This window comes from Leifsonia williamsii, from assembly GCF_030433685.1.
Taxonomy (GTDB): Bacteria; Actinomycetota; Actinomycetes; order Actinomycetales; family Microbacteriaceae; genus Leifsonia; species Leifsonia williamsii.
Genome location: NZ_JAROCF010000001.1, coordinates 3,435,762 through 3,453,334 on the forward strand (window position 1 = coordinate 3,435,762; position 17,573 = coordinate 3,453,334).

The following is a 17,573-nucleotide window of genomic DNA, read 5'->3' on the forward strand; positions in this document are numbered from 1 at the left end:
AGTCCGCATGATCGAGTACGCGACCGCCGACGGCATCGCCCGCATCACGCTCAACGCGCCGGAGCGCCTCAACGCGCTCGGGCCGGACGACCTCCGGTCGCTGTCCGAGGCGTACGAGCGGGCGGAGGCCGACGGCGCGCGGGCGCTGGTGCTGCGCGGCGAGGGCCGTGCGTTCTGCGCGGGCCGCGACATCGCGGGCGTCGACCCGGCGACCGACGACGTGCCCGGTTACCTCGGCGCCGTGGAGGCGCTGCTGCGGCGGATCGCCGCCTTCCCTGCCCCGACCTTCGCGGCGGCACAGGGCGCCTGCCTCGGCGTCGGGCTGGGCCTGCTGATCGCGACGGACGTCGTCTACATCGCCGAGGATGCGAAGGTCGGCTCCCCGTTCGCCGCTCTCGGCGCCGCCCTCGACTCCGGCGGACACTGGCTGCTCGTCTCGCGCCTCGGCCCGCACCGCGCGCTCGACCTCATCTACTCCGGGCGGCTGCTGTCGGGGGTGGAGGCGGTGGCCGGCGGCCTGTTCTCCCGCGCCATCCCCGCCTCGGCACTCGTGGACGAGGCGGAGGCGGCGGCCGCGCGGGCGGCAACGGGCGCGACCCAGGCCTTCGTCGCCTCCAAGCACATCGTGGCCGCGCTGCGCGACGGCGAGCTGGACTTCTGGGGCTCGGTCGCCGCCGAAACGGAGGCCCAGGAGCGCCTGCGCGCGACGGCGGACTACCGCGAGGGCTTCGCCGCGTTCCAGCAGAAGCGCCCGCCGCGGTTCACGGGTCGCTAGTCGTCGCTATCATCGCCTTCGGTCGCCATTGCGGCTACTCCTTCGAAGTCAAAGGGCAACGAGAAGGGAGGTAACCCCATCTCGCGCGTCATCGTTTCGATTAGCATTCGATGATATGGATGGCTGGTTTCGTGCGCGAGCCCGGTCGTCTGGTTGAGGGCACCCTGTTCCACGTCGAGCTCGGTGATTTCCCTGCTGGCTCGCATCACGACCGCAAAACGGCTAGTTACCTTTCCAAGCGGGGCGGAATCCTCGATCGAGGCATCGAAAGCCGTGAAGATATACTGCGTTTCCACCGCGACTTCGCCGCGCTTCCGGGAATACGACGCTTTGGGGACTGAATAGTCCAACTCCACAGCCAGTGAATCCCACGTCTTACCCTTGCGCGTCAGACGCTCCCAGGATCGCTCGAGATGGACAAGCTCAGTTACCTCGAAGGAAAGATTCTCAATCGTCATCTGTGTCCCCTTGCGTCAAGGGCGTCCATTTCAGTCGCGCGTGCGGTATCCGCTTCGCGGTGATGGAAGCGGCATGGAATTGTCCTTCTGGGGCGTTCGGAGCGAAGCCCTCTGGCACAAAGGTGAAAGAAGGGACGCGCTCTTCACCTCTGACCGCTACACCGATGTATACGTCGGAGTTGATGAACTCACTTTGGTTTCGCGAGGCCGTCCCGACCTCGGGGGCCTCTTGCTCTTTGGACACAAGCTCCGCGTCCCAGTCATAACCAAGGGCGCGCAAGTACCGACCCAGCGTGCTCACTCGAAGGTCGTCATCGCCTCCCAATATCTGTGACACTCGACCCTCGCTCACTCGCAGCTTTTCAGCCAGATCTCGCTGGCTCAAATCAGCACGCGCGGCGAAAGCCTTTGCGAGAAGCACATGGGCCTTGAGCTGCGAATCGGCGGCGGCAAGCTCAATCGAGAGAACTGGGTCCTGCTCAACCATCTCCACTAGCGACCGTCGGTGAGTTCGAGAGACGGGCCGAGACGGCTTCCGTCTAATTTCGCGTGTCATGCGCTATATCCTCACTACGAATGCGGTGCGCCTCATCGATCTCTTTGCGAGGCGTGCGCTGACTGGACTTGGGGAAGCAGTGCGTGAGCCGCACGTTCCAGTCGAACTCCGGGAACTCCCAATATTCTGCGCCCGGCACCGCTTCATCTATGCTCCCGATCCGCAGCTTTGGGGAAAACAACCCAGCGCCGTCGGTGTCAAACATCGGGAATCGTTTACTAGAAACCTTGAACTCCCAAATGCCGTCTTCAAGGTCGTTGAAACTGTGCTTGTACGGCGGCTCGCCATTTCTGGCGAAGTACCTGAGTAGCGACAGCAGCTTCACAACGTCACCGGGCTGATCCTCGTCAGGCCACGGCCCCTCGTCGGGATGGTCCGTGTCCGGATACCAAAGCCCCTCTCGCAGTTCGCCCAAGGCGACAGCGACCGGGGACCACCCACTAGCGTCAACGGCGCACTCGACCACATGGAAGTCATCGTCTCCGCCTCCTGCCAGTAAGTCTCGCACTACTTTAGCCATTGGTAAAGCCTCCCCTTAGCCGAGGATAGCGTAGCTGCGCGCGGGCTTAGATGGTGCCACCATGGGCGCGGGCACCTGCCCACGCGGACTCGCGCTGCTGGTTCCAGGTGGCGATACTCGGCTGAGAGATCCATAGCTCGATCAGCGGCCGAACAAACATAAATTACGCGACGTGACGGAGCGCGTGCGCCAGGGACCTCCATCCCGCATCCTGGAGCGCATGACCCGGCAGATCCGTTTCAACGCCTTCGACATGAACTGCGTCGCCCACCAGTCCTCCGGCATGTGGCGGCACCCCGAGGACCAGGCCTGGCGCTACAAGGACCTCACCTACTGGACAGAGCTCGCGAAGCTGCTCGAGCGCGGGAGGTTCGACGGCATCTTCATCGCCGACGTGCTCGGCACCTACGACGTCTACGGCGGCAGCAACGAGGCGGCCATCCGGCACGGCGCGCAGGTGCCGGTGAACGACCCGATCCTCCTCGTCTCCGCGATGGCGCTGGTGACGGAGAACCTCGGCTTCGGCATCACCGCCGGCACCGCGTACGAGCACCCGTACCCGTTCGCCCGCCGCATGTCGACACTCGACCACCTGACGAACGGGCGCGTCGGCTGGAACGTCGTCACCGGCTACCTGCCGTCCGCCGCCCGCAACATGGGTCACGACGACCAGTTGCAGCACGACGACCGCTACGACCACGCCGACGAGTACCTGGAGGTGCTCTACAAGCTGTGGGAGGGGTCGTGGGAGGACGACGCGGTGATCCGCGACCGCGAGTCCGGCGTCTTCACCGACCCGGCGAAGGTGCACGAGATCGGGCACCGGGGGAAGCACTTCACGGTCCCCGGGATCCACCTCTCCGAGCCGAGCCCGCAGCGCACGCCCGTGATCTACCAGGCCGGCGCCTCGAAGCGCGGCATCTCGTTCGCGGCCGAGAACGCCGAGGCCATCTTCGTCGCCGCATCCACCAAGGAGGGCCTGAAGCAGACCGTCGCCAAGCTGCGCGACGCGCTGGAGGCGGCCGGGCGCGACCGGTACGCCGCCCGCATCTACACCCTCCTCACGATCATCACCGACGAGACGAGCGAGAAGGCGCAGGCGAAGTTCGAGGACTTCCTGCAGTACACGAGCGACGAGGGCGCTCTGGTGTTCATGTCGGGCTGGATGGGCGTGGACCTGTCGCAGTACGACCTGGACGAGCCGATCGGCAACGTGGAGAGCAACGCCATCCAGTCGGCGGTCGCCAACTTCCAGCGGCCCAACGAGGACGGCGGCGAGTGGACCGTGCGCGACATCGGCCGCAACGGCGCCATCGGCGGCCTGGGTCCCTTCATCGTCGGGTCGGCTTCCGAGGTCGCCGACCACCTGCAGGAGTGGGTGGAGGACACCGACGTCGACGGCTTCAACCTCGCCTACGCGATCACCCCGGGCACGTTCGAGGACGTCGTGGAGTTCGTCATCCCCGAGCTGCAGCGGCGCGGCGTCTACCCGACCGAGTACGAGCCGGGCACGCTGCGGAACAAGCTGCACGGAGCGGGCGACCGGCTCCCGGAGGACCACCGCGGGGCGCGGTACAAGATCGGGGCTGCGCAGCAGGTGGTGTGACTCTGATCAGGCCACGCCTTGCACGCAAGCTTGCATGCAAGGCGTAGACTGGCCGCATGATCCCCGCCGCCGAGCACGCGTACGCCCACACCAAGCACCTCATCCTCTCGGGGGAGGCGCCGGGCGGCACGCTGCTCAGCGAGGCGCAGCTCGGGGCGGAGATCGGCGTGAGCCGCACCCCGGTGCACGAGGCGTTCCTCCGGCTCGCGGCGGAGGGGCTGCTCACGCTCGAGCCGCGGCGCGGAGCGGTCGTCGTGCCGATGTCACCGCGCGAGGCGCAGAACGTGCTCGACCTGCGCGAGGCGATCGAGGCGACCGCGGCGCGACGGGTGCTGGACGGTGGAGGCGACGACACCCTCCTCGCCGCCCTGGAGGAGGCGCTCGCCGAGCAGCGGACCGCCCTCGCGGCCGGCGACGTCGAGCGGTTCGTCGAGGCCGACCAGTGGTTCCACGCGGCCGTGGTCGACGGGTCCGGCAATGACCTGGCCGGGCACTTCTACGGGCTGCTCCGCGATCGGCAGCAGCGCATCCGCCACCAGCTCTTCCGGGTGCAGCCGGGCACGCTGGCCGACTCGCTCGCCGATCACGAGGCCATGCTCGGCGCCCTGCGCTCCGGCGGCGACTACGCCGGCCTGCTGCGCACGCACATCGCCCGCAACCAGGGCGCACTGTGAGCCGCGCCGCGCAGAGGGCGCCGTGGCGCCCCGTGTTCGTCGTGATGTTCCTGTGCTCGTGGTGCGGCAACCAGTTCAGCCCGCTGCTGCTCATGTACAAGGACGTGCAGCACTACTCCGAGCTCACGGTCAACATGTTCCTCGGCGTCTACGTGCTCGGGCTGGCCCCCGCGCTGCTCGTCGCCGGCGCGCTGTCCGATCGGCACGGCCGCCGGCCACTGATGCTCGCCGGCGTGATCACCGCATTGCTCGCCAGCGGGAGCCTCGCCTTCGGCGCCCTCGGCCCCGCGCCCATCTACGCCGGCCGGCTGCTCTCCGGGATCACGGTCGGCATCGCCATGGCGGTCGGGACCAGCTGGATGAAGGAGCTGTCGTCGCCCGGCCACGAGCCCGGCGTCGACACGGCGGCCGGGGCGCGGCGCGCCTCCCTCGCCTTCACCCTCGGCTCGGCGACCGGGGCCCTGGTGGCCGGAGGGATCGCGCAGTTCACCGCGTTCGGCGAGGAGCTGCCGTTCGTCGTCCACATCGTGCTGACGCTGCCCGCGCTCTGGCTGGTGCTGCGGGTTCCGGAGACCTCGACCAGCGGCGGCGAGCGCGGTCCGCTGATCACCCAGCTGCGCGTGCCGGCGGCCGGGCACAGGCGGTTCACGCGGGTGGTGCTGATCGCCGCGCCGTGGATCTTCGCCGCCGCCGCGCTCGCCTACGGGTACCTGCCGGTGCTGCTCGGCGACCGCACGGGGTCGTGGGGGCTCGGCTACGCGACCCTGCTGACCGTCATCGCGCTCGGGATGGCGTCCCTGGTGCAGCCGATCGCCAAGCGTCTCCACACCGTCTCCAGCGCGCGCGGCCTGGTCTCGGCGCTGGCGATCATGGCGGTCGGGCTCGCGGTGCTGACCGGTGCGGTCGCCGCCCGGTCGCTGCTGCTCGGGCTCGCCGCCGCGGTCGTGCTGGGAGCGGGGATGGGCGTCGCGCTCGTCTCCGGTCTGCTGGAGGTGCAGCGCATCGCCTCGCCGCGGGATCTCGCGGGGCTCACCGGCGTCTTCTACGCGGTCGCGTACGCCGGGTTCCTGCTGCCGACGCTGATGGCCGCGCTGACACCGCCGCTGCCGACGCTCGTGCTGCTCGCGGCTGTGGTCGTGCTCGCGGTGCTGTCAGCGCTCGCGCTGCTCCCCGCCTCCACCCGCCACCTCCCGCACACGCCCCTCGCCGAGTAGCCGCCGAGTACGCGGAAAATGCTCCCTGAGATCGATCCCGGGGAGCATTTTCCGCGTACTCGGCGGCTGGGGTCTCGGCGGCCGCCTCAGCCGACCTGCTGCGCCGAGAGGAGGCGCTGCACGGCCGTGAACGGGATCGGGATCCACGCCGGGCGATGCCTGGCCTCGTAGAGGATCTCGTACACCGCCTTGTCGAGCTCGAACGCGTCGAGCAGCCGCTGGTGGTCGTGCAGCTCCGTGCCGACGACCGACGCGTACCCGTCGAGGTACGCCTGCCGCGCCCGCGCCGCCCACGCCGAGGCGTCGACGGGAGGCTGCCGCTGGGCCAGCGAGCCCGCGACGTAGTCGAACGAGCGCAGCATCCCCGCGACGTCGCGCATGGTCGCGTCGGGCAGCGAGCGCTCGGCGAGCGGCCGCAGCGGCTCGCCCTCGAAGTCGATGAACTGCCAGCCGCGCTCCCCCGAGTGCAGCACCTGGCCGAGGTGGAGGTCGCCGTGGATGCGCTGCAGCGTCGGCAGCGGCCCCGCGGCGGCCGACTCGTAGACCGCGGCGATGCCCGCCCGCAGCTCGCCGACCTCCGGCACCTCCGTGGTGGTCAGCGTGAGCCGCCGGAACATGCCGTCGAGGGCCTGGGCGATGTCCTCCTGCTCGGCCTCCCTGGTCGGCAGGGCGCTCGCCATGAGGCGGTGCAGCTCGGCCGTGCCGCGGCCGAGGTCGTAGGCGCGGTCGGCGAAGTCCTCGCCGCGCTCGGCGGCGTCGACCGCGAGCTCCCAGCCGTCCTCGGCGCCGGGGACGAAGTCCTGCACCAGCGCCAGCTCCCCGTGCGCGGCGCCCTGGCCGGAGGGCGCCGGCCAGCTGCCGCTCAGCCAGCCGAGCAGTGCAGGGGTGCGGCGCGAGCCGCCCTGCGTCAGGGCGGCCAGGGTGGAGATGTCGGGGTTCTCGCCGTCCTGCACCACGCGGAACACCTTGATCAGCGTGAGCCGGCCGTCGTCGAGCTCGGCGACGATGGAGGTGTTGGACTGCTCCCCGGTCAGCCGGCGCGAGGAGCGCACCGCGATCGTGCCGCCCAGCGTGTGGCCCTGCGCGTGCGCGTCCCGCCCCTCGGTGCGGGCGGCGCCGCCCATCAGCGCGGCGAGCGCCGACACGTACGCCTCCTCGGCGGGGCCGTCGTAGAGGTGGCGGCCTCCCGCCTCGCCGATGAAGGCGGCGGGGTCGCCGTCGCGGTCGTCGCGCGCGACGACGGGCACCTGGTAGACGCGCGGGGTGCGCGGCGCGTCGTCGGCGAAGAAGTGGGTCACGATGCGGACGCCGGCGTCCGCGGGCTCGGGCTCGGTCTCGAAGGAGGCGAGGAGGCGCAGCTTCGGTTCGACGCTCTTCGTCGAGTACCACCGCTGGCGGCGCATCCACGTGCCGACGAGCTCCGTCAGTTCGGTCATGCCTGAACCGTACGCCCGCCTCCCCCGATCTGAGGAGGCCCTTGCGGAACCCACAGGATCACGGCACGCGGGTCCCAGCGCAGGCGGCGGCGCGCGCCCGGCGCTTCAGCGGGTGCCGAGCGCCACCCCGCGGGCCGCGAGGAACGGCAGCGGGTCGATCTGCACCCCGTTCACCCGCACCTCGAAGTGGAGGTGGCAGCCGGTGGAGGCGCCGGTGGTCCCGACCTGCGCGATGGGCTGCCCGGCGGCGACCTGCTGGCCGACGGTCACGCCGATGCCGCCGTCGCGGATGTGCCCGTAGGCCGTCTGCACCCCGCCGCCCTGGTCGATCAGCACGAAGTTGCCGTAGGAGCCGTTCGGGCCGGCCGCGACGACCGTGCCGGCCGCGGCCGCCGAGATGGTGGTGCCGCAGGCCGCGCCGACGTCGTCGCCCGGGTGGAAGAGCGCGGTCCCGGCGGGCCGCGACGGCCGCGGCCCGAAGCCGTCGGTGAGCGAGCCGTGCACCGGGAGCGCCCAGCCCGATCCGGCGGGTGCGGCGCCGGGGTCGACGGTCAGCGCCTGCCAGCCGCCCGCCGCCGAGAGCACGGTCGGCAGGGAGGCAAGGGCCGTCGCGGCCAGGTCGACCTGCGTCTGCGCGGCGGCGACCGCCTGCTCGCTGGAGGCGGTATCGATCGCGCCGACGGCCTCCGTCGCCTGGGAGGCCTTCTGCGCCAGGTCGTCGGCCCGCTCGGCGTCGGCGGACGCGGCGCGGAGGGCGGCGTCACGGTCCGCGGAGAGCGTGCGCAACCGGTCGACGGCGCCCAGCTTGATGAGGAGGTCGCCGCCGGGCGCGCTCAGCGCCGCGGCCAGCGGGTCGGGGCCGGGGAGCCCCGGCTTGCCCGCGCTGCGCAAGAGCGCGGTGGCGAACGCCGCCGACGCCGTCGCCGTCTCGCGCGCATCGGCGGCCTGCGCGGCGAGCTGGTCGGCGGCGGCCTGGGCGCGCTCCCGCTCGCGCTCGGCGCCGCGCGACTGCTCGGTGGCGTCGGCGAGCGCCTGCTGGGCCTGCGCGAGGTCGCTGGCCAGCTCGGACGCGCGCTGCACCTCCACGGGGTCGATCGTGTTCCCGGCCGGGAGGTCGGGGGCGACGAGCGGGACCTCATCGGTCGGCGGCGGGGCGGCGGGGGCGGGGGTGCTCGGGGCGGGCGTCGGCGTGGGCGTCGGAGTCGGCTTGGGGGTGGTCGACGGGGTCGGGGTGGGTGTCGGAGTCGGAGTGGGTGTCGGAGTCGGAGTGGGTGTCGGAGTCGGCGTCGGCGTGGGAGTCGGGGTCGGAGTGGGCGTGGGCGTGGGAGTCGGCGTGGGTGTCGGCGTCCCGTCGCCGCCCTGGTCGCCGTCCCCGTCCCCGTCGTCGCCGTCACCCTTCGGAGTCGGAGTCGGAGTCGGAGTCGACTGCTCCCCCGTCTCCGCGCACCCCGGCTGCTCGCACGTCGTCGCGGTGGCGGCCTGCGGAGCTGCGAGCACCCCGACCGCGAGCACGACGGCGGCGAGCGACGACAGGAGCCGTCCGGCACCAGGCGGGCGCCCGAGTGGCGTGAGCCGTGCGGGATCGACGCGGCGCGGTCGTCCGCGTCGTGCATCCTTCCCGAAGCCTGGGAGTGCGTTCCGCATGGTCACGCGGGAGCCGGCGGTCGCCGGACGACCCGTGTGAAGATGCTCTCACCCTGTACGCGGTACGACAAGGAGCGGGGTGCCGATCGGATGCGTCTTTCAGCCTCCACACGCTAGCGTGATCAGTTGTGACCGACACGACCGCGACCGCACGCCCTCGCCGCTCCTCTCGTCGTTCGGGCTGGAAGTCGCTGCTGCGCGATGTGGTCGTCATCGTCGTCGTCGCCGTCCTGGTCTCGTTCCTGATCAAGACGTTCGTGGCGCGCTCCTTCTACATCCCCTCCGGGTCGATGGAGAACACGCTGCAGATCAACGACCGCATCATCGTGAACGAGCTGCAGCCGAAGGTGTTCCCGCTGGAGCGGGGCGATGTCGTCGTGTTCAAGGATCCGGGCGGCTGGCTGCCCCCGGCGCCCCCGGCGACCGGCAACGCGTTCCAGCAGGGCGTCGGCGCGGTGCTCGACTTCGTCGGCCTCGGCGCCTCGGACAGCGACCAGCACCTGGTGAAGCGCCTCATCGGGCTCCCGGGTGACACGATCAGCTGCTGCAACGCGCTCGGTCAGATGAGCGTCAACGGCGTCCCGCTGAAGGAGCCGTACGTGCTCCTCCCCGCCGGAACGCAGGCGGTCTCGGGCAAGCCCTTCACGGTCACGGTCCCCGACGACAGCGTCTGGGTCATGGGCGACAACCGCTACAACTCCGCCGACTCCCGCTACCACATGGACGACCCGGGCAAGGGCTTCGTGCCGCTCAGCGACGTCGTCGGCAAGGCCTTCGTCATCAGCTGGCCCGCGAGCCACTGGATCTGGCTCGACGACTACCCGGACGTGTTCCGCGGAGTCGAGCGCGAGGACTAGGCGAGCTAGTTCTCCGCCCGCCCCAGCCGCCAATACCCCATGAACGCGACGCGGTGGCGGTCGATGCCGTGGCCGCGCACGAGCAGGCGGCGGATCGCCTTGACCGCGGCCGACTCCCCCGCGACCCAGGCGTAGAAGCCGCCGGGCGCGTGCTCGGGGCTCTCCCAGAGGATCTCGCGGTCGATGTCCACGTCGGCGAGCCGCTGGCGGCGCGGGGCGGCGGCCGAGGCGACGACCTCGGGGTTGGCGGCCAGCCACTGCTCGACCGCGGGCAGCAGCGCGGTGCCGGTCGGCGCCTCGCCGCGGGCGAGCCAGGTGATCGTCACGCCGGCGGGCGCGCGCAGCGGCTGGGCGTCCTCCGCAGAGGGCACCTCGATGAAGACGCGTGCGTGGCAGTCGGCCGGGCGCGACTCCAGGATCGCGGCGATGGCGGGCGTGGCCGTCTCGTCACCCGCCAGCAGCAGCTCGGTGCAGTCGCCGGGGCGCCAGTCGATGCCGGAGCCGCGGACCGGGCTGCGGGAGTCGGGGCCGACGATCACGAGCTCGTCGCCGGGGGCTGCGCCGAGCAGCCAGCGCGCGGCCGGGCCGCCGTCGCCGTGCGCGACGAAGTCGATGTCGACCCGGCGGTCGTCCGGGTCGGCCGTGCGCACCGTGTAGGTGCGGAACGGGTTGCGGCGGTCCTCCGGCAGCGCGCGCCAGCGGTCGTACCAGTCGCCCGCCGCGATCGACTCCTCGTCGTCGAAGCCGAGATCCGAGAACGTGCCGTCGGCCAGCGGGAAGAACAGCTTGATGCGCTGGTCCAGCCCCTCGGTGCCGAAGTGCTCGAACGCGTCGCAGCGGAAGCTCACCCGGGTGAAGTGCGGCGACAGGCTCCGGACGGCCACGACCTCGGCGCGATAGGGGCGGTAGGCGGGACGCTCGAGGCGGGGCGGGGCGATGATGGTCACGCGGGCCGGATCCTCTCGGGTGCGCCGCGCACGGCGGAGCCGGGGCGGGTCGGATGGGAACTAAGGTAAGCCTATACTTACCTGCCCCGGCCGTACCTCCGAGCTTCCTCCGAGCCGGGCGCAGGCGTGAAGCAGTCCCCATGACGCACCGGCCGCGAAGGGCCATGATCGTCGTGTGAGCAGCGGTAGCGAGCACCCGGTCGTCGAGACGCGCAGCGGCGCCGTGCGCGGGACCGACGACGGCCGCACGGCCGTGTGGCGCGGCCTCCGGTATGCGGAGCCTCCCGTCGGCCCGCTGCGCTGGCGCGCGCCAGTGCCCGCCGCACCCTGGAGCGGGGTCGCCGACGCCACGGCGTTCGGCGGGACGGCGCCGCAGATCCCCAACCCCGCGGTGCCGCAGGGCCCCGCACGGCAGGACGAGGACTGCCTCTTCCTCAACGTGTGGCGGCCGTCGCTGCGGGAGGCGCTGCCGGGCGCCCCGCGGCCCGTGATGGTGTGGATCCACGGCGGCGCCTACACCCTCGGCTCCGCGAGCCAGCCGATTTACGACGGGTCGCGGCTGGTCGAGGTGGGCGACGTCGTCCTGGTCACACTCAACTACCGCCTGGGCGCGCTCGGCTTCCTCGACCTGAGCAACGTCGTATCGGGAGGCCGGAGCGGGGAGTTCGACACCAACCCCGCCCTCCGCGACGTGCTCCTCGCCCTCGCCTGGGTGCGCGACAACATCGCGGCGTTCGGCGGCGACCCCGACCGCGTCACGGTGTTCGGGCAGTCGGCGGGAGGCGGCATCATCGCCGCCCTGCTCGCCTCCCCCGCCGCCGCTGGGCTGTTCCACCGCGCGATCGTGCAGAGCGCGCCCGCGACGTCGATGTACGGCCCCGAGCGCGCGACCGCGGTGGCCCGGCGGTTCCTGGAGGCGGCGGACGCCACGGGCGCCACTCCGGACGACCTGCGGGCGCTCCCTGTCGACACCGTCCTGCGCGCCGCCGCGAGCGCCTACACCGACGTCCCGAGGGAGCACCCCGGTACGCTCGCCTTCGCACCCTCCGTCGACGGCGACCTGCTGCCGGAAGCCCCCATCGCCGTCCTCAGCGCCGGCCGCGGCCACCCGGTGCCGCTCGTCATCGGCAGCAACCGGGACGAGGCGACCCTGTTCCGGGTCATGCGCTCGTCGCTCCTCCCGCTCACCCGCCGTGGCCTCGACGCGATGTTCGCGCGGATGCTGGAGGAGAACCCCGGCGTGGAGGCGCCGAAGTGCGACCAGGTGCTCGCCGCGTACGCCGGTCTGCCGCGCCGCGCGGTCGGCGTCGGCATGGCGACCGACATCGCCTTCCGCATGCCGGCGGTCTGGATCGCGGAGGGGCACAGCGCGGTCGCGCCGACGCACCTGTACCGCTTCGACCACGCGACGCCGCTGCTGCGCCTGGCGGGAGTGGGCGCCGCGCACGCGAGCGACCTCTACTACGTGTGGGGCAACCTGGAGGCGACGCCGCGCGACCCGTCGTTCCGGCTCGGCGGCAAGGCAGAGGCGCGCCGCGTGACCCGGCGGGTGCAGGAGCGCTGGACCGCCTTCGCCCACGGCCGCCCGCCCGGGACCGACTGGCCCGCCTACCGCGTACCCGAGCGCGAGACGCTCGTGATCGGAAGCGAGGACCGCGTCGTGCGCGACCTCGACGCCGCCCGGCTGGCGGGCTGGGGCGCCACGGCGCTCACGTTCCGCTGATCAGAACTCGGTGTGCCCCAGCCGCGGCTCCGGCACGAAGACGGCCTCGGCCTCCGCCGCCGCCTCCAGCTCCAGCACGATCAGCTCGTTGCGCCCGGAGCGGGTCACCGGCGCCGGCACGTGGAGGGTCTCCTGCGGCCCGCGCGTCCAGTACCGCCCGAGGTTGAACCCGTTCAGCCACGCCACGCCCTTGCCCCAGCCGGTCGTGTCGAGGAACAGCGTCCCCGGCTCTGCCAGCTCGAACACCGCGCGCGCGAAGACCGGCCCGGCCAGCCGCTCCGGCGCCCCGTCCGCCACGGCGGAGGCGTCGAGCGCCTCCCGTACCGCGGTGAGGGCCGTGAGGTCCAGCGGCAGCGCGCTCCACCTGCTGAGCGCCTCGCCGTTCAGCCGCACCGGCGCGATCAGGCCCTTCGCCTCGCCGATCCGGGGACCGTAGTCGACGCGGCCCTGATCCTCGACCAGCACCGTGAGCGTGCCGCGGGCGGGCGAGAGCGTGATCGCGCTGTCGTGGTGGTCGCGCGCGAGCACACCCACACGCGTGGAGCCGACGAAGACGTACGCGCGGTCGCGCACCTCCCCGAACTCCAGCACGGCCGGCTCCGTCGTGTCGATCTCGGTGCGGTACAGCCCGAAGCCGCTGTAGTGCCCGAGCGTGTCGAAGCTCGGCAGGTCGTCGCGGTGGTCCCAGCGGCCCAGCCGGTCGGCGACCGCGAACAGCGGCACGGAGGCGTCGAACGGCACCGTCAGCGACGGCGCGGCGGCGGCGAGCACCGGCTCCTCCTCCGGCACCGGCGCGTGTTTCGCGATGACCTCGCGGAACGCCCAGAACTTCTCGGTCGGCTCGCCCGCCTCGTCGAGCGGGGCGTCGTAGTCGTAGCTGGTGACGATCGGCTGGTACACGCCCTTGTCGTTGGCGCCGTTGGTGAAGCCGAAGTTGGTGCCGCCGTGGAACATGTAGATATTGACCGACGCGCCCGCGGCGAGCAGGTCGTCCAGATCGGCCGCCGACTGCTCCACCGGCGTGGTGTGGTGGTGGGCGCCCCAGTGGTCGAACCAGCCGTCCCAGAACTCCGAGCACATCAGCGGACCGGTCGGCTGGTGCTCGCGCAGGGTGGCCAGGCGCTCGCGCGAGCGGGAGCCGAAGGAGGCCGTCTTGAGCAGCCCCGGCAGCGACCCGTTCTCGAGCATGTGCGGTTCCGGCTGGTCGACCGTGGTCAGCGGCACGTCGATGCCGGCCTGGAGGGTGACCTCGGTCAGGTGCCGCAGGTACTCCCTGTCGTCGCCGTACGCGCCGTACTCGTTCTCGACCTGCACGAGCAGCACCGGGCCTCCCGCCGTCACCTGCAGCGGGCGCACGATCGCGAGCACGCGCTCCAGATAGGCGGTCACCGCGGAGAGGAAGCGCGGCTCCGAGCGGCGGATGCCGACCTCCGGGTCGGTGAACAGCCACGCGGGCAGGCCCCCGTTGTCCCACTCGGCGCAGATGTACGGGCCGGGGCGCATGATCGCGTGCATCCCCTCCTCCTGCACCGTCCGCAGGAAGCGGTCGAGGTCGAGGCCGCCCTCGGTGGTCCACTCCCCCCGGCGCGGCTCGTGCGCGTTCCACGGCACGTAGGTCTCGACGGTGTTGAGGCCCATCAGGCGCGCCTTGCGGATGCGGTCCGCCCAGTCGTCGGGGTGCACCCGGAAGTAGTGGATGGCACCCGACAGGATGCGGAACGGCTCGCCGTCGAGGACGAAGTCGTCGCCCGCGATCTCGAAGCTGGTCATGACGTGCTTTCTCTAGCGGAGGGAGGCGGTGGTGCGGACAGCGCGCGCGGCCGGCCGCCGAGGCGACCGGCCGCGCAGCGGGCTCACTTGCCGGTGACGGTGAAGCCCTGCTGGTTGCCGTACTCGACCATCGCCTTCTGCCAGGCCTGGAGGCCGGGGTTGAGGCTGCTGTTCGAGGTGTACGACTGGCCGACGGTGTCGCCGTAGATGCTGTTCGCGTAGACCTGGAACGGCAGGTACTGCCAGCCGCTGGTCACGTCCTTTGCGCCCTGCACGAGCACCTCGTTGATCTTCTGGCCGCCGAAGTACTCGGGCGCCGTGGCGAGGAAGTCGGAGGACTCGAGGTCCTTCGTGGTCGACGGGAAACCGCCGGACTCCAGGAAGACCTTGATGCTGTCCTCGTCGTTGTTGAGCCATTTGAGGAAGCCGGCCGCGAGCGCCTGGTTCTTGCTCTGCTTGAGCACGACCTGGCCGCCGCCGCCGTTCTCGGCGTTCGCCGCCTTCCCGTCGTAGGTCGGGATCGGCGCGACGCGCCACTGGCCAGAGGCGTCCTTCACCGAGGACTCGAGCACGCCGGGCATCCACGCACCGGTGATGAGGGTCGCGATCGAGCCGTTGCCGAGCGCCTTGTACCAGTCGTCGGTCCAACCGGTGACCGGCGAGAGCAGCTTGCCCTCGACCAGCTTGTCCCAGGTGCCGGTCCACTTCTTGGTGCCGTCGTCCTGCAGGTCGATGCTCACCTTGGTGCCGTCGACCTGGAACGGACGGCCGCCCGCCTGCCAGATCATCGACGTGGTGAAGCCGGAGTCGCCCGAGTCGCTGGTGATGTAGGCGTTCGGGTCGGCCGCGTGCAGCTTCTGGGCGGCGGCGACGTACTCGTCCCACGTCTTCGGCACCGCGATGCCGTGCTTGTCGAAGACGGTCTTGTTGTAGAACATCGCCATGGGGCCGGAGTCCTGCGGCAGGCCGACGAGCTTGCCGTCGACGTTCACCGAGCTCCACGGGCCCGGGGTGTAGTCCTTCTCCAGCTTGTCGAAGCCGTACTGCGTGAGGTCGACGAGCGCGTCGGAGAGCGCGAACTGCGGGATGGCGTAGTACTCGACCTGCGCGACGTCCGGCGCGCCGTTGCCCGCCTTGATCGCGTTCTGCAGCTTGGTGTACTCGGTGGTGTTGGTGCCCGCGTTGACGAGCTTCACCTTCACCTTCGGGTACTCCTTCTCGAACGCCGCGACCTGCGCCTCGGCGGAGGGGGTCCACGACCAGTACGTGATCGTGCCGCCCTTCTCGAGCGCGGACTCGATGTCGGAGGCGCTGCCGCCGCCGCTCCCGCTGCCGCCGGACGAGCAGGCGGCGAGGGAGGCGCCGAGGACGGCGGTGGTCGCGAGCGCCGCGGCGATGCGGCGCAGGCTGCGGGAGCGCGTCGCGCCCTTCAGGACCTGGTCTTTCATGGTGGTGGGGCCTTTCACTTCGTCGGGAACGGGATGGTGCTGGTCACTGCGTCGGTGCTGGTCACTGCTTGACGCTCCCGGCAGCCAGTCCGGACTGCCAGTAGCGCTGGAGCACCAGGAACGCGATCACGATCGGGACGATGGTGATGAGCGATCCGGTGATCACGAGGTTGTAGATCGGCTGGGCGCCGACCCCGGTCGCCTGCGCGCTCCACTGGCTGAGACCGACCGTGAGGGGGTACCAGGTCGGGTCGCTCAGCATGATGAGCGGCAGGAAGTAGTTGTTCCAGGTGGCGACGATCGCGAACAGCGCGACCGTCACGATGCCGGGGGCGAGCAGCCGCAGCGAGATGGTGAAGAAGGTGCGGAACTCGCCCGCCCCGTCCATCCGCGCCGCCTCCAGCAGCTCGGTCGGGATGGCCTCGCTGGCGTACGTCCAGATCAGGTAGAACCCGAACGGGCTGATCAGGGAGGGCAGGATGACCGCCCAGGGGGTGTTGGTGAGCCCGGCCTGGCTGAACAGCAGGAAGGTCGGGACGGCGAGCGCCGTGCCCGGCACCGCGATCGCGCCGAGCACGACCGCGAAGACGGCGCGCTTGCCCGGGAAGTCGAACTTCGCCATGCCATAGCCGGCGACGGTCGCGAGGAGCGTCGCCCCTCCGGCGCCGACCACCACGTACAGCAGGGTGTTGCCCAGCCACTGCACGAAGATGCCGCCGCGGTAGGTGAAGGTGTCTGCGATGTTCTGGAACAGGTTGAAGCCGTCGCCGAACCACAGGCCGAAGGTCGAGAACAGGTCGGGCTGGCTCTTGGTCGCGTTGACGATGAGCCAGATCAGCGGCACGAACGAGTAGATCGTGAACAGGACCATCACGATCGTCAGGACCAGCGACCGGCGGGGCCGGCGGCCTCCCTCCGTGTGACGGGAGGGCCGGGCGAGGGCACGGCGGGCGACCCGGGGCCCTGCGGCCGCGGCGTCCTGGACGGTGTCGAGCGTCGACATCAGCGCATCTCCTTCCGGGAGCCCCGGAGCTGCACCACGTAGGCGATGACCGCGGTGACCACTCCCATGACGATCGCGACGGTGGCGGCGTAGTTGAACTGCTGCCCGGCGAAGCTGAGGTTGTAGGCGTACATGTTGGGCGTGAAGTAGCTGCTGATCGCGTTGGGGGCGAGCTGCTTCAGGAGGTTCGGCTCGTTGAAGAGCTGGAAGCTGCCGATGATCGAGAAGATCGTCGCGATCACGATCGCGCCGCGGACGGCGGGGATCTTGATGCTGAACACCTGGCGGAACGCGCCGGCGCCGTCGATCTCGGCCGCCTCGTACAGCTCGCCGGGGATGACCCGCAGCGCCGCATAGAAGATGAGCATGTTGTAGCCCATGAACTCCCAGGTGACGATGTTGCCGATCGAGCCGAGGATCCACTGGCCGCTCAGCGGGGCGAAGTGCGTGCCGAACAGTCCGTTGATGCTCGCCGTGAGGCCGAACTGGTCGCCGTAGATGAAGCCCCAGATCAGCGCGGCGACGACGCCGGGCACCGCGTAGGGCAGGAACAGCGCGATGCGGAAGAAGCCGGCGCCGTGGAGGCGCGCGCTGTCGAGCGCGAGCGCCGCGGTCAGCGACAGCACCAGCATGATCGGCACCTGGATCAGGAGGAAGATCGACACCCGGCCGAGCGACTCCCAGAACTTGCCGTCCTGCAGCACCGCGAGGTAGTTGGCGAGGCCGACGAACGCGTTGCCGCCGATCAGCTGCTGCCGGAACAGGCTGAGGTAGATCGCGTAGACCACCGGGGCGATGATCATCGCCGCGAACACGATCATGAACGGGGCGACGAACGCCCAGCCCCGCCAGTCGCGGCGCGGACGGCGGCCGCCCGGCCGTGTGCGGGACGCAGTGCCGGCCTGGCGCGCCGGCGGCGTGATGGACGTCGTTGTCATGGCC

General features: G+C 71.1%; 16 protein-coding genes. 6 read left to right on the plus strand and 10 right to left on the minus strand.

The genetic code is table 11. The features are described from left to right. Positions 1-7 precede the first annotated feature (7 nt). Positions 8-775 carry an enoyl-CoA hydratase/isomerase family protein gene (locus tag P5G50_RS16275; protein ID WP_301211956.1) on the plus strand — a complete coding sequence of 256 codons (768 nt, stop codon included), beginning with the start codon at positions 8-10 and terminating at the stop codon, positions 773-775. Here P5G50_RS16275 and P5G50_RS16280 read toward each other — a convergent pair. From P5G50_RS16280 to P5G50_RS16290, 3 genes are read right to left on the minus strand one after another with little or no spacing between them, the layout of a single operon-like run. Next, positions 772-1,233, minus strand: a complete 462-nt coding sequence (locus tag P5G50_RS16280; protein ID WP_301211955.1) for a hypothetical protein — start codon at positions 1,231-1,233, stop codon at positions 772-774. The genes P5G50_RS16275 and P5G50_RS16280 overlap by 4 nt on opposite strands. Then, positions 1,223-1,720, minus strand: coding sequence for a helix-turn-helix domain-containing protein (locus P5G50_RS16285; RefSeq protein ID WP_301211953.1), 498 nt, complete (start codon positions 1,718-1,720; stop codon positions 1,223-1,225). Before P5G50_RS16285 ends, P5G50_RS16280 begins: the two co-directional genes overlap by 11 nt. A gap of 52 nt (positions 1,721-1,772) precedes the next feature. Beyond that, positions 1,773-2,204: a type II toxin-antitoxin system RelE/ParE family toxin gene (locus P5G50_RS16290; protein WP_301211952.1), complete on the minus strand. Its 432-nt coding sequence runs from the start codon at positions 2,202-2,204 to the stop codon at positions 1,773-1,775. 325 nt (positions 2,205-2,529) lie between these two features. On the opposite strand from P5G50_RS16290, the gene P5G50_RS16295 reads away from it, so the two are divergent. Genes P5G50_RS16295 through P5G50_RS16305 form a run of 3 tightly spaced genes read left to right on the plus strand, consistent with a single transcriptional unit; the run spans position 2,530 to position 5,803 of the window. Beyond that, positions 2,530-3,915: an LLM class flavin-dependent oxidoreductase gene (locus tag P5G50_RS16295; RefSeq protein WP_301211951.1), complete on the plus strand. Its 1,386-nt coding sequence runs from the start codon at positions 2,530-2,532 to the stop codon at positions 3,913-3,915. A gap of 56 nt (positions 3,916-3,971) precedes the next feature. Then, positions 3,972-4,589, plus strand: a complete 618-nt coding sequence (locus tag P5G50_RS16300) for a GntR family transcriptional regulator (protein ID WP_301211950.1) — start codon at positions 3,972-3,974, stop codon at positions 4,587-4,589. Next, the gene (locus P5G50_RS16305) at positions 4,586-5,803 is read left to right on the plus strand and encodes an MFS transporter (protein WP_301211949.1); all 1,218 of its coding nucleotides are present in this window, start codon (positions 4,586-4,588) and stop codon (positions 5,801-5,803) included. Before P5G50_RS16300 ends, P5G50_RS16305 begins: the two co-directional genes overlap by 4 nt. An 86-nt stretch (positions 5,804-5,889) precedes the next feature. Here P5G50_RS16305 and P5G50_RS16310 read toward each other — a convergent pair whose 3' ends face one another. Both P5G50_RS16310 and P5G50_RS16315 read right to left on the minus strand, forming a co-directional pair. Next, positions 5,890-7,239 carry a maltokinase N-terminal cap-like domain-containing protein gene (locus P5G50_RS16310; RefSeq protein WP_301211948.1) on the minus strand — a complete coding sequence of 450 codons (1,350 nt, stop codon included), beginning with the start codon at positions 7,237-7,239 and terminating at the stop codon, positions 5,890-5,892. Between the two features lie 105 nt (positions 7,240-7,344). Beyond that, entirely contained in the window at positions 7,345-8,751 is a 1,407-nt protein-coding gene (locus P5G50_RS16315) for a M23 family metallopeptidase (protein ID WP_301211947.1), read from the minus strand. 260 nt (positions 8,752-9,011) lie between these two features. Between P5G50_RS16315 and lepB the strand changes: the two genes are divergently transcribed. Continuing rightward, positions 9,012-9,740, plus strand: coding sequence for a signal peptidase I (gene lepB, locus P5G50_RS16320; protein WP_301211946.1), 729 nt, complete (start codon positions 9,012-9,014; stop codon positions 9,738-9,740). A 5-nt stretch (positions 9,741-9,745) separates the two neighbouring features. Here the strand turns inward: lepB and P5G50_RS16325 are convergent, their stop codons facing one another. After that, positions 9,746-10,687, minus strand: coding sequence for a siderophore-interacting protein (locus tag P5G50_RS16325; protein ID WP_301211945.1), 942 nt, complete (start codon positions 10,685-10,687; stop codon positions 9,746-9,748). Between the two features lie 175 nt (positions 10,688-10,862). On the opposite strand from P5G50_RS16325, the gene P5G50_RS16330 reads away from it, so the two are divergent. Then, on the plus strand, positions 10,863-12,410 hold the full coding sequence (locus tag P5G50_RS16330) for a carboxylesterase/lipase family protein (protein ID WP_301211944.1): 1,548 nt from the start codon (positions 10,863-10,865) through the stop codon (positions 12,408-12,410). On the opposite strand, the gene P5G50_RS16335 is transcribed toward P5G50_RS16330, so the two are convergent. The 4 genes from P5G50_RS16335 to P5G50_RS16350 all read right to left on the minus strand — a co-directional run bounded on the left by P5G50_RS16335 (position 12,411) and on the right by P5G50_RS16350 (position 17,569). Next, on the minus strand, positions 12,411-14,180 hold the full coding sequence (locus tag P5G50_RS16335; protein ID WP_301211943.1) for a glycoside hydrolase family 35 protein: 1,770 nt from the start codon (positions 14,178-14,180) through the stop codon (positions 12,411-12,413). A gap of 83 nt (positions 14,181-14,263) precedes the next feature. Continuing rightward, positions 14,264-15,628 carry an ABC transporter substrate-binding protein gene (locus tag P5G50_RS16340; protein ID WP_301211942.1) on the minus strand — a complete coding sequence of 455 codons (1,365 nt, stop codon included), beginning with the start codon at positions 15,626-15,628 and terminating at the stop codon, positions 14,264-14,266. A 61-nt stretch (positions 15,629-15,689) separates the two neighbouring features. Further along, on the minus strand, positions 15,690-16,631 hold the full coding sequence (locus P5G50_RS16345; protein WP_435870907.1) for a carbohydrate ABC transporter permease: 942 nt from the start codon (positions 16,629-16,631) through the stop codon (positions 15,690-15,692). Next, the gene (locus tag P5G50_RS16350) at positions 16,631-17,569 is read right to left on the minus strand and encodes a carbohydrate ABC transporter permease (RefSeq protein ID WP_301211940.1); all 939 of its coding nucleotides are present in this window, start codon (positions 17,567-17,569) and stop codon (positions 16,631-16,633) included. The genes P5G50_RS16345 and P5G50_RS16350 overlap by 1 nt, the downstream gene beginning before the upstream one ends. Between the last annotated feature and the right edge of the window lie 4 nt (positions 17,570-17,573).